Source organism: Micromonospora sp. NPDC005298, from assembly GCF_040607375.1.
GTDB lineage: Bacteria > Actinomycetota > Actinomycetes > Mycobacteriales > Micromonosporaceae > Micromonospora.
Window position 1 is genome coordinate 234179 of record NZ_JBEXGP010000004.1, and the last position, 13986, is coordinate 248164.

Here is a 13986-nt window from a genome sequence, read left to right on the forward strand (position 1 = left end):
GGTGGGTGGACACCAGGACCGCCCTGATGGCTGGCCCGAGCCTATTGTGCGGCCAGACCGTTGCGTCGGATCACCGAGGCGTACCACCTGGCGCTGGACTTGGGAATGCGGACCTGGGTGTCGTAATCGACATGGATCATGCCGAATCGCTTGGTGTAACCCCACGCCCACTCGAAATTATCCATCAACGACCAGGCGAAGTATCCCCGCAGGGGCACCCCCGCGTTGATCGCCTCGTGCGCTGCGCGCAGGTGGCCGTCGAAGTAGGCGAGCCGGTCGCCGTCGTCGACCTGCCCGTCGACGACCGCGTCCACGAAGGCGGAGCCGTTCTCGGTGACGTACAGCGGCAGGTCGGTGTAGTCGTCGTGCACCCGGCGCAGCGTCTCGGTCAGACCGGGGGCGTCGATCTCCCAGCCCATGTCGGTGACCGGGAAGCCCCGGGTGACGAAGCGGACGTCCTCGCTGCCCGGCCAGCACGAGGGGGCCGGGTCGACCTCGGCGCCCTCGACCGGCGCGGCGACGACGTGCCTGCTGTAGTAGTTGACGCCGACCATGTCCAGTGGCGTGGCGATGGTCGCCAGGTCACCGTCGCGCACGTGGTCGAAGTCGGTCACCGTGCGCAGGTCGGCCACCAGGTCCGACGGGTACGACCCGCGCAGCAGCGGGTCGAGGAAGAAGCGGTTGGCCAACCCGTCGATGCGCCGGGCCGCGTCCACGTCCGCCGGCGCGTCAGTGGCCGGGTCGACCGGGTAGAGGTTGACCGTCACACCCACCTCGGCGTCCGGCCGGGTGGCCCGCAGAGCCTGCACGGCCAGGCCGTGGCCGAGCATCAGGTGGTGCCCGGCCCGGACCGCGTCGGCGCCGTCGGTACGACCCGGCGCGTGCACGCCCGAGCCGTAGCCGAGGAACGCCGAGCACCACGGCTCGTTGAGCGTGGTCCAGTAGCGCACCCGGTCGCCGAGCGCGTCGGCGACGAGCGTCGTGTAGTCCGCGAACCGCGCGGCGGTTTCCCGGGTCGGCCAGCCACCGGCGTCCTCCAGCGGCTGCGGCAGGTCCCAGTGGTAGAGGGTCAGCCACGGCTCGATGCCCTTGGCCAGCAGCTCGTCGACGAGCCGCCGGTAGAAGTCCAGGCCGCGCTGGTTGGCCGCACCGGTGCCGCCGGGCTGCACCCGCGGCCAGGAGACCGAGAAACGGTACGACTTCAGGCCCAGCTCGGCCATCAGCGCGACGTCGTCGCCGAGCCGGTGGTAGTGGTCGCAGGCCACGTCGCCGGTGTGCCCGGCGACGACCCGGCCGTCGGTGTGGCTGAAGGTGTCCCAGATGGACGGGGTGCGGCCGTCCTCGGCCGCCGCCCCCTCGATCTGGTACGCGGCGGTCGCGGCCCCCCACAGGAAGCCGGGTGGAAAGGTCAACCCGGGCCGGTCGTCGAGGACACCGACGGCGGGCGGGCTGGCGGGGTTGCTCACGACTTGACGGCACCTTCCATGATCCCGCCGATGATCTGGCGGCCGAACAGGACGAACACGATGAACAGCGGAAGGGTGGCGATCAACGTACCCGCGAAGATCTGGGAGTTGTCCGCGAAGTAGGCGGTGTTCAGACTGCGCAGCGAGATCTGCACGGTCGGGTTGGCCGGGTCGGCCAGCACCACGAACGGCCAGAAGAACTGGTTCCACTGCTCCATGAAGGTGAGCAGGCCGAGGACCGCCGCCGCCGGTCGCAGCGCCGGCACGACCACGTGCCAGTAGACGCGCCAGGTGGAGCAACCGTCGACGCGGGCCGCCTCGATCAGTTCGTTGGGCACGGCCTGTTCGGCGTACTGGCGCATCATGAAGATGCCGAACCCGCCGATCAGGAACGGCACGGTCACCGACGGCATGGTGTTCAGCCATTCCAGCTTGGCCATCAGGATGTACAACGGCAGCACGCCGAGTTGGATCGGGATCATCATCGAGGCGAGGATGATGAGCAGCAGCGCGTTCTTGCCCCGGAACTTCAGTTTCGCGAACGCGAACCCGGCGAGCGAGCCGAAGAAGACGGTCGCCACGGTGATCGTGCCGGACACGAGGAACGAGTTCATCAGGCCCTTGACGATGTTCGCGTCGCCGTTGTCGAGGACCCGCTGGATGTTCTCGCCCAGCTTGCCGCCGGGCAGGAACGGCGGCGGCCAGGAGTTGGCCGCGTCGCTGGTCCGCGAGGCGATGACGATCATCCAGTAGAACGGGAAGAGCGACAGGATCACGCCGAAGACGAGCCCGACCCAGGTCAGGGGGCTGGCCGTCCAGAGCTTCTCCGCCCGGTGGCGGATGCCGGTACGCCCGGTCGGCGGCAGCGCCGCCGGTGGTCGCAGAGTGGTCATGGTCATGGGTGCGCCACCCTCACTTGTCGGAGCTGATTCGGCGGGCCAGCAGGTAGTTGAGCAGCGAGACGGATGCGATCAGCACGAAGAGCACCAGTGCGACGGCGCCCGCGTACCCCCACCGGAACCGCTGGTTCATCACGTCCAGCAGGTACATCGTGATCGTCTGGAACTGCCCCTCCGAGCCACCGGAGAGTGCGCCCGAACCGCTGGTGAACATGAGCGGCTCGGTGAAGAGCTGCAGACCGCCGATCGTCGAGATGATCAGCGTGAAGATGATGGTGGGGCGCAGCTGGGGAATGGTGATCGACCAGAACTGGCGGCGCCGGGAGGCGCCGTCGAGCGCTGCGGCCTCGTACATGTCCTTGCTGATCGACTGCATGGCGGCGAGGTAGATCAGGGCGTTGTAGCCCACCCACCGCCAGTCGACCATCGTGGAGATGGCGAACCAGGAGGCGAACCGGTTGGCCCGCCAGTCGATGGGGCCCAGGCCGACCAGGTCGAGCAGCCAGTTCACCAGGCCGAACTCCCGGGCGTAGATCATCGAGAAGATGAGGGCCACCACGGCGGTCGAGGTGATGATCGGCATGGCGATGGCCAGCCGGAAGAACATCTGCCCACGGATACGCCGGTTCAGGGCGTTCGCCAGCAGCAGGGCGATGATCAGCTGCGGAACGGTGGACATGAGGAACATCCCGAAGGTGTTCACCACGGCGTTCCAGAACTGCGGGTCGTTCGTGAACAGCTCGACGAAGTTGTCCACCCCGACGAAGCTGATCGTGGCGTTCAGCGGTGACCTGTCGGTCATCGCGATCCAGAACGTGTAGATGATCGGGTAGACGCCGAAGATCGCGAAGAGCACGAAGAACGGCAGGACGAAGACGTACGGGGTCAGGCGCAGGTCGAGCCGGTTCAGTAGCCGGCCACGTTGCGAGGAGTGCCGCGGGGCGGGCCGCGACCCGCGGGGCGGTGCGGCCGGCGGCGCGGTGGTCTTCAGAGAGCTCATGAACGGTCCTTCACACTTGGCGGCGCCGTCGCGGGCGCCGCGGCAGGGCGTTCCGACGCGGGTTCACGGGTGGTGCCGGAGTCCCGGCACCACCCGTGAGCGCGTCGACAGCCGGTTACTTGCCTGCTGCCCCGCCGTTCTTCACCGCGTCCTGCCAGGCCGCGTCGGCGGCCTTGCCCTGCTCGACGCTGCGCAGCGCGTTTTCGACCGCGTCGCGGACCGCCTGGTTCTTCGGGCCGAGGTAGACCGGCTTCAGCTCCTTCGCGCCGGCGGCGAAGATCTTGCCGATCGGCGCCCCGTTGAAGTACTCGTTGGTCGCGGCGAGCACGGCCGGGTCCTCGAGGGCCTGCGGCGACGAGGGCAGGTTACCGACCTTCTTGAACGCCTCGGTCTGGCTCTTGGCGGTGGTCAGGAACTTGGCCAGCTCGGCGGCCTCCTTCTGGTGCTTGCTGGACTTCGGCACCGCCAGCCAGGAGCCGCCCCAGTTGCCACCGTTGCCGGGCGCCTTGGCCACGTCCCACTTGCCGGCGGCCGCGTCACCGGCCTGCCCCTTGATGACACCGGTCATCCACGCCGGGCAGCCGATGGTGGCGAAGCTGCCGTTCTTGAAGCCTGCGTTCCACTCGTTGGAGAAGCTCTTGAGGTTGTTCGACAGACCGGCGGCGGTCATCTTGGTGGTCAGCTCGAACGCGGCCCGCACGTCCGGGTTCTCACCGATGGTGAGCTTGTTGCTCTTGTCGAAGTAGGTGTAGCCCGTGCCCGCGCCGGCCTTCTGCATCAGCACGATGTTGTAGAAGTTCGTGGCCGAGTCGACGAACTTGTGCTTCTTGTCGGCGGCGACGAACTTCTGGCCCTGGGCGATGAACTCCTCCCAGGTCGGCCAGAGGGCCCCGACCTGCTCGCGGTCGGTCGGCAGGCCGGCGGCCTTGAAGAGGTCGCTGCGGTAGCAGACGGCCATGCCGCCGACGTCGGTGCCGAGGCCGAGGACCTTGCCGTCGGGGGTGAGGCCACCCTCCCACTTCCAGGGCAGGAAGTTGCCCTTGAGGTCGTTGGCGCCGTGGTCGGCCAGGTTCACGAACTTGTCGGCCTGCGCGAAGAACTGCACGATCGTGCCCTCTTCGAGGGCGACGACGTCGCCGGCGCCCGCGCCGGCGGTGATCTGCTGCGTCAGCCGGGTGTTGTAGTCGCCCAGGCCCAGGCCCTTGCCGCGCTCCTGGATGGTGACGTTCGGGTGCTCCGACTGGTACTGCTTGTACAGGTCTTCGTACCCGAAGCCCTGGTCGCCGAAGACGTCAACGACCAGAGTGACCTTGCCGCCGTCCGAACCGGACGACGAGTCGCTGTCGCCGCAGGCGGTCGCCGCGGCGAGCACGGCGACGGACGCGAGCGCGACCGCCGCAAAGCGGCGACGTGAGGTGACGCTCATCCTGACCCCTCTCAAGTGGTGAGGCTTGGTGTCGTGTGTGGCGGGGGATGCTGCAACGCCCCTGCTGTCGCCCTGCCGTTGGCCGGGGCGTCGTGGGGGGAGCTGTGAAGGAGATGTCCGCCACTCCCCCGGGAGCGCTCCCATGAGATTGCCGGGGTGCCCCCGGGGTGTCAATAGACCGATGGGAGCGTTCCCAGATCGTTACCGCCCTGTTTCGGCCGCACACACGGGGCGACCGTTTCCTGGTCGGGACGGGCCGGACCCGGTCAGCAGAAGCGGCGCAGCAACGTGGTCGTACGGCCGGGGTCGAAGCGGGACGGGTCGTAACCGACACCCGCCCAGTCGCGTAGCAGGGCGTACCGCGGGTCCGCCAGGACGTCCGGATCGTCGAGCGCGGCCAGCAGCGCCCGATGGCCCGCCGGGCCGCCGATCCCCTCCGGCGGGCCGGCCCGCTCACCGTCCAGGCAGACCGGATACCGCTCCTGCGGGTCCGCGGTCAGCACGTCCTCGACGACCAGGTCGTGCTCCCACCAGTCACCGAAGTCGTACGTGTAGGAGAACCGGCTGCCCTTGGCGAGCACCGCGTCCAGCCGGACGTCCAGCTCGTCGTCGAGCGCCAGCTCCCCGTCCGGGTCGGGCTCGCCGTACTGCACGGCGCCGATCTCGAACGAGTGCAGGTGGCAGTCCCGCCAACCCATGGCGTGCTGCACCACCCGGTGCAGCCGGTCCAGCGTGTAGCCGGCCGGCACGAGCACCCGCCGCCACACCGGCGGACGGACCCCGGCGAGGGACATCTTCAGCTGGAAGATCTGACGCGGCATGCTGTCCTGTCCTCCCGCGGCATAGGCTGCCAGCATGATCTGCCGAGCGTGCCGGGCGCGGCGACACGACGACTGCCCGGGCCGGAACTGGTGCGACTGCCAGCACCGTACCGCCCGGCCGACCCCTCCCGTCACTGGTCCGGCCGGCGAATGACGGTCGGAATCCCGATTCGGCGGCTCTGGCCCGAGCCGTCGACCGAACCGCTCGACGACACCACGCTGACCAGCCTGTACGCCCGCGCGGAGCAGCCCCGGCTGCGGGTCAACTTCGTCTCCAGCCTGGACGGCGCGGTCACCGTCGACGGCTACTCGGCCGGGCTCTCCGGCGAGCCGGACAAGCGGGTCTTCGGCCTGCTGCGGATGGTCTGTGACGCCCTCGTCGTGGCCGCCGGCACGCTGCGCCACGAGGGGTACCGCGCGGTCCGCCTCAGCGAGGCCCGCCGCGCCTGGCGTCGGGACAACGGGCTGGCCGCGTACCCCACGCTCGTAGTCGTCTCCGGCTCCCTCGACCTGGACCCGGCGCAGGCGGCCTTCGCCGACGCGCCGGTCCGCCCGATCGTGCTCACCCACGCCGACGCCGACCCGCCGCCCGGCCTGACCGACGTCGCCGACCTGCTGCGCTGCGGCACCGACCAGGTCGACCTCGCCGCCGGCCTCGCCGAGCTGCACGCTCGCGGCCTGACCCAACTGCTCTGCGAGGGCGGCCCGCACCTGCTCGGCGCGCTCACCGCCGCCGACCTGGTCGACGAACTGTGCCTCACCGTCGCGCCGCTGCTCGCCGGCGCCGGACCGGGCCGGATCACCGCCGGCGACACCAGCCCGCCCCGACACCTGCCGCTGCGGCACGTGCTCGCCGCCGCCGACGGCGTCCTCCTGCTCCGCCACGCCCGCGGGTGACGGGCCGTCAACCGGTCGCATACCAAGCGTCGCGAGTGTGACGGCGCATCGTGTCGTCCGCCGCGTCGCGTGGCGACCTGTCGTACTCCTCGGGCAGGATGCACGTCATGCGCGCCGACCGTGATGCCCGGGCGACCCGGGTCGCCCGATGACCGACCCCGACCTCGACAGCCCTGGCGAGGCGGTCGGGCGGGTGCTGGGCACCGCCGACGCGACCCCGTTGCAGTTCTGGACGGCCGTGGCGCCCGGCAGCTACCTCCAGCTCGACGACGTGGTGGTCACCCGACGGGAGCTGCCCGAGCGGGAGCCGGTGACGATCGCCGGGGTGGTCACCCAGGTCCGCGCCCGCCACGAGGGCGCGCAGTTCGACTCCGACGTGTTCGCCATCGCCGACGGCACGCTGCCCGCGCAGGTGCAGGAGGCGGCCGAGATCACCACCACGCGTGTCGACCCGGAGCTGTACGTGCCGCCGACCCCTGGCGCGGTGGTGCACCGGGCCGAGGGCGACGCCCGGGCACGCGCGCTGCACTTCGACCGGATGGAACGGCGCATCCCGATGGGCATGGGCCGCGACGGTGTGCCGGTCTACCTCAACGCCGACTTCCTCGACGGCAGCCGGGGCGCGCACGTGTCCATCTCCGGCATCTCCGGGGTGGCCACCAAGACCAGCTTCGCCACCTTCCTGCTCTACTCGGTGTTCCGCTCCGGGGTGCTCGGCGGCGACGCGGTGAACGCCAAGGCGCTGATCTTCAACGTCAAGGGTGAGGACCTGCTGTTCCTCGACCACCCGAACACCCGCCTGGACGAGCCCACCCGCGCGGCGTACGCGAAGCTCGGGTTGAGCGCCGGGGCCTTCCCCGACGTGCGGGTGTACGCCCCGCCGCGCCCCGGCGACTCGTCGGGCACCCCCGACGTGAGCAGCCGGCTCACCGGCGTCGACTCGTTCTACTGGACGCTCGCCGAGTTCTGCGCCGACCGGCTGCTGCCGTACGTGTTCGCCGACGCCGACGACGAGCGCCAGCAGTACACGATGGTGGTCCACTCGGTCACCGCCCACCTGGCCCGTCACGCCCAGCCGGCCGACGGCGGGGTGAGCATCGACGGGGTGCGCCTCGGCTCGTACGGCGACCTGGTCGACCACATCGTCGATGCGCTCAACGACGACGAGACCCGCTCGGAGTGGGCGGGCAGCGCGGTGGGTCTGGGCACCGTCAACGCGTTCGCGCGGCGACTGATCGGCAGTAAGAAGGACCTGGCGAGGTTGATCCGGGGCGACCTGGCCACCCGCCGCCCGCACTCGATCAACACCAGCGAGTCGGCGCAGGTGACAGTCGTCGACCTGCACAACCTGCCGGACCGCGCGCAACGGTTCGTCGTCGGTGTGACGCTCAAGAGCGAGTTCGAGCGCAAGGAGAAGTCGGGCACGGCCAAGCCGCTGCTCTTCGTCGTCCTCGACGAGCTCAACAAGTACGCCCCCCGGGAGGGTTCCTCCCCCATCAAGGAGGTCCTGCTGGACATCGCCGAGCGGGGCCGCTCGCTGGGCGTGATCCTGATCGGCGCGCAGCAGACGGCGAGCGAGGTGGAACGCCGCATCGTCACCAACTCGGCGATCCGGGTGGTCGGCCGGCTCGACCCGGCCGAGGCGTCCCGCCCGGAGTACGGCTTCCTGCCCCCGGCGCAGCGGCAGCGGGCGCTGCTGGCCAAGCCGGGCACCATGTTCGTCAACCAGCCGGACATCCCGGTGCCGCTCTGCCTGGAGTTCCCGTTCCCGGCGTGGGCGACCCGGGTCTCCGAGGCGGGCCGGGCACCATCGGAGACGCTGCGTTCGATCACCCAGTCCGCCGACCCGTTCGCCGTGGTGGGGTCCGGCGGCGGCACCGACGACGACATCCCGTTCTAGGTAGGGGCACCGGAACAGTCATGAAGATCCTGCACACGTCCGACTGGCACGTGGGGAAGGTGCTCAAGGGGCAGTCCCGGGCCGAGGAGCACAAGGCCGTGCTGGCCGGCGTGATCGACATCGCCCGCGCCGAGCAGCCGGATCTGGTGATCGTCGCCGGTGACCTCTACGACACCGCCGCGCCCACCTCGGAGGCGACACGTCTGGTCACCCGGGCGTTGACGGCGCTGCGGCGTACCGGCGCGGACGTGGTGGCGATCGGCGGCAACCACGACAACGGTCCGGCGCTCGACGCGTTGCGCCCGTGGGCCGACGCCGCGGGCATCACCCTGCGCGGTGGGGTGCGGGAAAACCCGGACGAGCACGTCATCGACGGCACCACGGCCGGCGGGGAGCGGTGGCGGCTCGCCGCGCTGCCGTTCCTGTCCCAGCGGTACGCGGTGCGCGCGCTGGAGATGTACGAGCTGACCGCCGCCGAGACCAACCAGACGTACGCCGACCACCTGGGTCGGGTGCTGGGGCGGCTCACCGAGGGCTTCACCGAACCGGACCGGGTGCACCTGGTCACCGCGCACCTGACGGTGACCGGCGCGGCCACCGGCGGCGGTGAACGCGACGCGCACACGGTGCTCGGGTACGCCGTTCCGGCCACGGTCTTCCCGGCGACCGCGCACTACGTGGCGCTGGGTCACCTGCACCGGGCGCAGCGCGTCGAGGGCCCGTGCCCGGTGCGCTACAGCGGCAGCCCCCTCGCCGTCGACTTCGGCGAACAGGAGAACGTCCCGTCGGTGACGATCGTCGAGGTGACGGCCAGCACCGCCGCGCGGGTGCGGGAGGTGCCGGTGACCGCGGCGAGCGCGCTGCGGACGGTGCGGGGCACCCTGGCCCAGCTCGCCGAGATCGAGGCGCCGGACGCCTGGCTGCGGGTGTTCGTGCGGGAGCAGCCGCGCGCCGGCCTGCGCGAGGAGGTCCAGGAGCTGCTGCCCCGGGCGTTGGAGATCCGGATCGACCCGGAGCTGGTGGCCGCGGCGGGCAGTGGCACGCGCATCGCGCAGCGGTCCGGGCGGTCGCCGCGGGAGCTGTTCGCCGACTACCTGGACAGCCGGGGCCACGCCGACGAGGGTGTCCGGGAACTCTTCGACGAGCTCTTCGAGGAGGTCGATCACTGATGCGTCCGATGCGGCTGGACATGGCCGGGTTCACGGTCTTCCGCGACGAGACCACTGTCGACTTCACCGACGCGGACTTCTTCGCCCTGATCGGCCCGACGGGTTCGGGCAAGTCCACGGTGCTGGACGCCATCTGTTTCGCCCTCTACGGCACGGTGCCCCGGTGGGGTGGCACCCGGGGGTTGGCGAACGCCCTCGCGCCGTCGGCGGTCGAGGCCCGGGTGCGGCTGGTCTTCGAGTCCGGCGGCGCCCGGTACGTGGCGACCCGGGTGGTCCGCCGGGACGGCCGGGGCAACGTGAAGACCGCGAACGCCGGGTTGCAGCTGATGCCTGCCGGTTTCGACGTGACCAAACTGGACACCGGGTTGAGCCCTGACGATCTCGGTGAGGTGGTGGCCGGCACCCCCGCCGAGATGGAGCAGGCGGTGCTGGAGGCGGTGGGGCTGCCGTACGAGCAGTTCACCAGCTGTGTGGTGCTGCCGCAGGGGCAGTTCGCCGACTTCCTGCACGCCAAGCCGGCGACGCGGCAGCAGATCCTGGTCAACCTGCTCGGCCTGGGTGTCTACGAGGACGTGCAGAAGCGGGCGACGGCGCGCGCGGCGCAGGCCGAGGCCCGCTTGGAGGCGGTCGACCAGGTGCTCGCCGGGATGACCGGTGTGGACGACGAGGCGCTGGCCGAGGCCGACGCCCGGGTCGACCGGATGGTGGAGCTGGCCGAGGCGGTGACCGAGGCGGTGCCACGCCTGGCGGCGGCCCGGTCCGCCGCCCGGGAGGCCGCGGCGACGCTCACCGCACTCGACGACGAGCTGACCGTGCTGGCCGAGGTGCGGGCGCCGGGCGGGGTGGCCGAGGTGGCGCTCGCGGTGACGGCGGCGCGGGCCGAGGCGGAGGCGGCGGCCACCGCCGTGTCGCTGGCCGAGGAGCGCGAGGAGAAGCTGCGCGGGGAGCTGGCCGGCGCCGGCGACGAGAGCGCGCTGCGGCTGCTGCTGCGGGCGTACGACGATCGGGACCGGCTGACCGACGAGGCCGAGACGGTCCGGGCGGCGGTGCGCGCGGCGGACGAGGAGCACGCCACGGCGGTGGCGGCGCTGACGGCTGCCCGCGCGGACGCCGAGCGGGCCGACGCCGAGTTGGAGGCGGCCTTCCGGGCGCACGAGGAGGCGAAGGCCACCGACCTGGCGGTGAGCCTGCGGGTGCACCTGCATCCGGGTGCGCCCTGCCCGGTGTGTGAGCAGCCGGTGGCCGACGTTCCGGCGGTGCCGGCGGATTCGGCGGTGGCCGCGGCGACGGCGGCCGGCAAGGCGGCGCGGGCCGCCACCAAGGCCGCGCAGGCGGCGGTGCAGCAGCGCGACGCGGCGGCACGGGACCTGGAGCGGCTGCTGGTGCAGGCCCGCGCCCGGCAGGAGCAGGTGGACGCCCGACTCGCCGAGTTGGCCGGGCAGCTCGCCGGCGCGGCGGAGCCGGCGGTGCTGCGCCGGGAGTTGGCCGAGCACGCCCGGCTGCGGGGCGCGTTGGAGGAGGCCGCCGCCGCGGTACGGGCCGGCCGGGACACCGCCCGGCGGGCCCGGGGCGGGGTGGACGCCGCCGAGGAGCGTCTCCGCGCGGCGTGGCGGGGCTTCGACGGCACGCGGGACGGGTTGGCCCGGTTCGGTCCACCGGCGACGGACCGCGACGACGTGGCCGCCTCGTGGGCGGCGTTGACCTCCTGGGCGGCCGCCGAGGCGGAACGGCGGCGCGCCGACCGGGCGGGCCGGGCGGCGGCCGTCGCCGAGGCCGAGGCGGTGGCCGCAGCGGTGCAGCGGCAGATCGCCGACCGCTTCGCCGTCGCCGAGGTGCCCGTCGGCGACGACCCGGTGCATGCCGCGACGGTGGCCGTGGAGAGGGCCGAGGCCGACCGGCGCCGGCTGCGGGAGCGCCGCGAGCAGGCCGGGACGCTCCGCGAGCAGCGCGTCGGCCATGAGCGGGAGGCGCAGGTCGCGCGCGCCCTCGCCGGGCACCTGCGCGCCAACAACTTCGAGCGGTGGCTGCTGGCCGAGGCGTTGGACCTGCTGGTCGACGGGGCGTCGGGGATCCTGCGGGAGCTGTCCGCCGGGCAGTACGAGCTGGTGCACGACAAGGGCGAGTTCTTCGTGGTCGACCACCACGACGCGGGGCTGCGGCGGGGGGTGCGCACCCTCTCCGGTGGTGAGACGTTCCAGGCGTCGCTGGCGTTGGCGTTGGCCCTCTCCGAGCAGTTGGCCGGCATGTCGACCACTGCGGCGAGCCTGGAGTCGATCGTCCTGGACGAGGGTTTCGGCACGTTGGACGCCGCCACGCTGGACACGGTGGCGGCGACCCTGGAAAACCTGGCCGCCCGGGGCGACCGGATGGTCGGCGTGGTCACCCACGTGTCGGCGCTGGCCGAACGAATCCCGGTGCGCTTCGAGGTGCGCAAGGACGCCCGGTCCGCGCGGGTCGAGCGGACCGGCCGGTGAGCGACGCGGCGTTCTTCGTCGACTCCTGGGATCCGGCGTACGGGGCGTCGTTCGAGGCGTCGACCGCCGGGCCGGCCGCGCCGAGCAGCGCGCAGGTCGACGCGGACGTGGAAGTGCCGGCGGTGGACTGGCGGGCGATCGGGGTACGCCCCGGGGTGCGGGCGCCCGACGTGGTGCTGCTCGTCGACGGGGTACGGCGGATCGACGCGAGCATCTGGACGGCCGAGGACGACGGTGGGTCGTTCCCCGGGTTGGCCGCCTCGTACGCGGCCGGGGTGGTCCGCTGTGACCTGGGGCGGGGTGCGGCGCAGTTGGCGGGTACCCGGGTCGGTCGGGGGTTGTTCACGGCGAGCCCGTCGGCGCAGGACGTGGTGGCGGGCGCGATCCGGTACCCGGTGCACCGGGTGGGTGGCACCGGTGAGTTGGCGAAGCTGCCGGCCGCCGTGCAGGGTCCGCTGACGGCCCTCGAGGTGGCGGTCTCGGACGCGGCCCGCATCGACGGTGACCTGCTGGTGGTGGACGGCCCGTTGCGCAGTCGCCGGCAGTTGCCGCGCACCCTCGGGTACATCAAGACCCAGCACAGCCAGTACCTGGACGCCCGGTTGACGGCCGTGGTGACCGCGCTGCGGTCGGGCGAGCGTTCGCCGGTGTTCCGGCTGGGCACCGCCTGGGGTGGCTGGTCGTGGTATCTGCGGCTGCCGGTGGCGGTGGGGGCGCCGTGGGCGGGCATCGTGCGGGTGGAGTGTTCGGCCGACCTGCCGGTCGAGGCGGCGATCGAGTTGGCCGACCTGTCGCTGGTCACCCTGCCCCGGTTCGCCTCGACGCCGTACAAGGATCCGCGGGCTCCGCAGAATCTGATTCCGATCGCGGGGCTGGAACGCCGGCTGCGCGCCCTGCTCGGTGACTCCCGGCTGCTGCACCGCGCGTTGACCGCCGCGGCCCGCGCCGCGGCCCGTTGAGTCGGACGCCTGTCGTGGGTCGTAAGCGGGCGGGTGACCGGGTGGTCGAGCAGGTGGACACCGGGCTGGCCGAGTTGGTGCCGTCACCGGACCGGGCCGGTTCGTGGACGTTGCTGTTGGACGGCGCGCCGCAGTCGCACGTCGACCTGACCGATCCGACCCATCTGGAGTTCGAGTACGTCCGGCGGCTGGCCGCGGCGGTGGATCTGGTCGCGCCGGCGGGTGAGCCGTTGCGGGTGCTGCATCTGGGCGGTGGCGCGTTGACGCTGCCCCGGTACGTGTCGGCGACCCGGCCCGGCTCCACCCAGCGGGTGTCCGAGGTGGACGGCGCACTGGTGGAGCTGGTCCGGCGAGCGTTGCCCTGGCCGACGGACGCGCGGCTGCGGGTGCGGGTCGAAGACGCCCGTGCCGTGCTGGCGTCCACCCGGGACGCCAGTTACGACGTGGTGGTCGCGGACGTCTTCGCCGGTGCCCGCACCCCGGCGCACCTCACCTCGGTGGAGTACGCGGCGGAGGTGGCCCGGGTACTGCGGCCGGCGGGTTGGTACCTGGCGAACCTGGCCGACGGCCCGCCACTGCGGCACGCCCGGGGGCAGGTCGCCACGGTCCGGTCGGTGCTGCCACGGGCCTGCCTGATCGGGGACGCGGCGGTGCTGCGGGGCCGCCGGTACGGCAATCTGGTGCTGGTGGCGGGGCGTACGACACCTCCGGTGCCGGAGTTGACGCGGCGGGCGGCCGGGGACTGGTTCCCCGGGCGGGTGGTCGCCGGTGACGAGTTGGACCGTTTCGCCGGTGGTGCGGCCGTGGTGCGGGACGCCGACGCCACCGGTTCGGATCCGCCGCCGCCGGGCCTGTTCTCCGTACGCCGCTGACCGTCGCGCGGAAGTTTTTTCGCGCATCGTTGATCCGCTCGGGGCGGCGCTGCGTACCACCGGGCGGCCCACCTCGTGGGCCGGCGTTGGTCACGGACATCCC

At 72.1% G+C, this 13986-nt stretch carries 11 protein-coding genes; 6 read left to right on the plus strand and 5 right to left on the minus strand.

The features are described from left to right. Positions 1-41: 41 nt before the first annotated feature. The 5 genes from ABZS77_RS11730 to ABZS77_RS11750 all read right to left on the minus strand — a co-directional run bounded on the left by ABZS77_RS11730 (position 42) and on the right by ABZS77_RS11750 (position 5612). Entirely contained in the window at positions 42-1466 is a 1425-nt protein-coding gene (locus ABZS77_RS11730; RefSeq protein ID WP_354821056.1) for a GH1 family beta-glucosidase, read from the minus strand. Beyond that, positions 1463-2308, minus strand: coding sequence for a carbohydrate ABC transporter permease (locus ABZS77_RS11735; protein ID WP_354821312.1), 846 nt, complete (start codon positions 2306-2308; stop codon positions 1463-1465). Before ABZS77_RS11735 ends, ABZS77_RS11730 begins: the two co-directional genes overlap by 4 nt. A 70-nt stretch (positions 2309-2378) precedes the next feature. Then, complete coding sequence (locus tag ABZS77_RS11740) at positions 2379-3365, minus strand: sugar ABC transporter permease (RefSeq protein ID WP_354821059.1); 987 nt, start codon at positions 3363-3365, stop codon at positions 2379-2381. Between the two features lie 115 nt (positions 3366-3480). After that, positions 3481-4791: an extracellular solute-binding protein gene (locus tag ABZS77_RS11745; RefSeq protein ID WP_354821061.1), complete on the minus strand. Its 1311-nt coding sequence runs from the start codon at positions 4789-4791 to the stop codon at positions 3481-3483. A 266-nt stretch (positions 4792-5057) separates the two neighbouring features. After that, positions 5058-5612, minus strand: a complete 555-nt coding sequence (locus ABZS77_RS11750; protein WP_354821064.1) for a plasmid pRiA4b ORF-3 family protein — start codon at positions 5610-5612, stop codon at positions 5058-5060. Between the two features lie 150 nt (positions 5613-5762). Here ABZS77_RS11750 and ABZS77_RS11755 point away from each other — a divergent pair, with 150 nt between their 5' ends. From ABZS77_RS11755 to ABZS77_RS11780, 6 genes are all read left to right on the plus strand, one after another. After that, the gene (locus ABZS77_RS11755) at positions 5763-6509 is read left to right on the plus strand and encodes a pyrimidine reductase family protein (protein ID WP_354821067.1); all 747 of its coding nucleotides are present in this window, start codon (positions 5763-5765) and stop codon (positions 6507-6509) included. 148 nt (positions 6510-6657) lie between these two features. After that, complete coding sequence (locus ABZS77_RS11760; protein ID WP_354821070.1) at positions 6658-8409, plus strand: ATP-binding protein; 1752 nt, start codon at positions 6658-6660, stop codon at positions 8407-8409. Between the two features lie 20 nt (positions 8410-8429). Then, positions 8430-9578, plus strand: coding sequence for an exonuclease SbcCD subunit D (locus ABZS77_RS11765; RefSeq protein ID WP_354821073.1), 1149 nt, complete (start codon positions 8430-8432; stop codon positions 9576-9578). Further along, a complete protein-coding gene (locus ABZS77_RS11770; RefSeq protein WP_354821076.1) occupies positions 9578-12052 on the plus strand; it encodes an SMC family ATPase in 2475 nt (824 codons plus the stop codon). Before ABZS77_RS11765 ends, ABZS77_RS11770 begins: the two co-directional genes overlap by 1 nt. Further along, positions 12049-13011, plus strand: coding sequence for a hypothetical protein (locus ABZS77_RS11775; protein WP_354821079.1), 963 nt, complete (start codon positions 12049-12051; stop codon positions 13009-13011). Before ABZS77_RS11770 ends, ABZS77_RS11775 begins: the two co-directional genes overlap by 4 nt. Positions 13012-13025: 14 nt before the next feature. Continuing rightward, on the plus strand, positions 13026-13883 hold the full coding sequence (locus ABZS77_RS11780) for a fused MFS/spermidine synthase (RefSeq protein WP_354821082.1): 858 nt from the start codon (positions 13026-13028) through the stop codon (positions 13881-13883). The last annotated feature ends 103 nt before the right edge of the window (positions 13884-13986 follow it).

Excerpts from the sequence above, each read along its gene's own strand:
- ABZS77_RS11740 (WP_354821059.1), bottom strand. The coding sequence starts at position 3,365 with ATGAGCTCTCTGAAGACCACCGCGCCGCCGGCCGCACCGCCCCGCGGG.
- ABZS77_RS11745 (WP_354821061.1), bottom strand. The coding sequence starts at position 4,791 with ATGAGCGTCACCTCACGTCGCCGCTTTGCGGCGGTCGCGCTCGCGTCC.
- ABZS77_RS11750 (WP_354821064.1), bottom strand. The coding sequence starts at position 5,612 with ATGCCGCGTCAGATCTTCCAGCTGAAGATGTCCCTCGCCGGGGTCCGT.
- ABZS77_RS11755 (WP_354821067.1), top strand. The coding sequence starts at position 5,763 with ATGACGGTCGGAATCCCGATTCGGCGGCTCTGGCCCGAGCCGTCGACC.
- ABZS77_RS11760 (WP_354821070.1), top strand. The coding sequence starts at position 6,658 with ATGACCGACCCCGACCTCGACAGCCCTGGCGAGGCGGTCGGGCGGGTG.
- ABZS77_RS11765 (WP_354821073.1), top strand. The coding sequence starts at position 8,430 with ATGAAGATCCTGCACACGTCCGACTGGCACGTGGGGAAGGTGCTCAAG.
- ABZS77_RS11770 (WP_354821076.1), top strand. The coding sequence starts at position 9,578 with ATGCGTCCGATGCGGCTGGACATGGCCGGGTTCACGGTCTTCCGCGAC.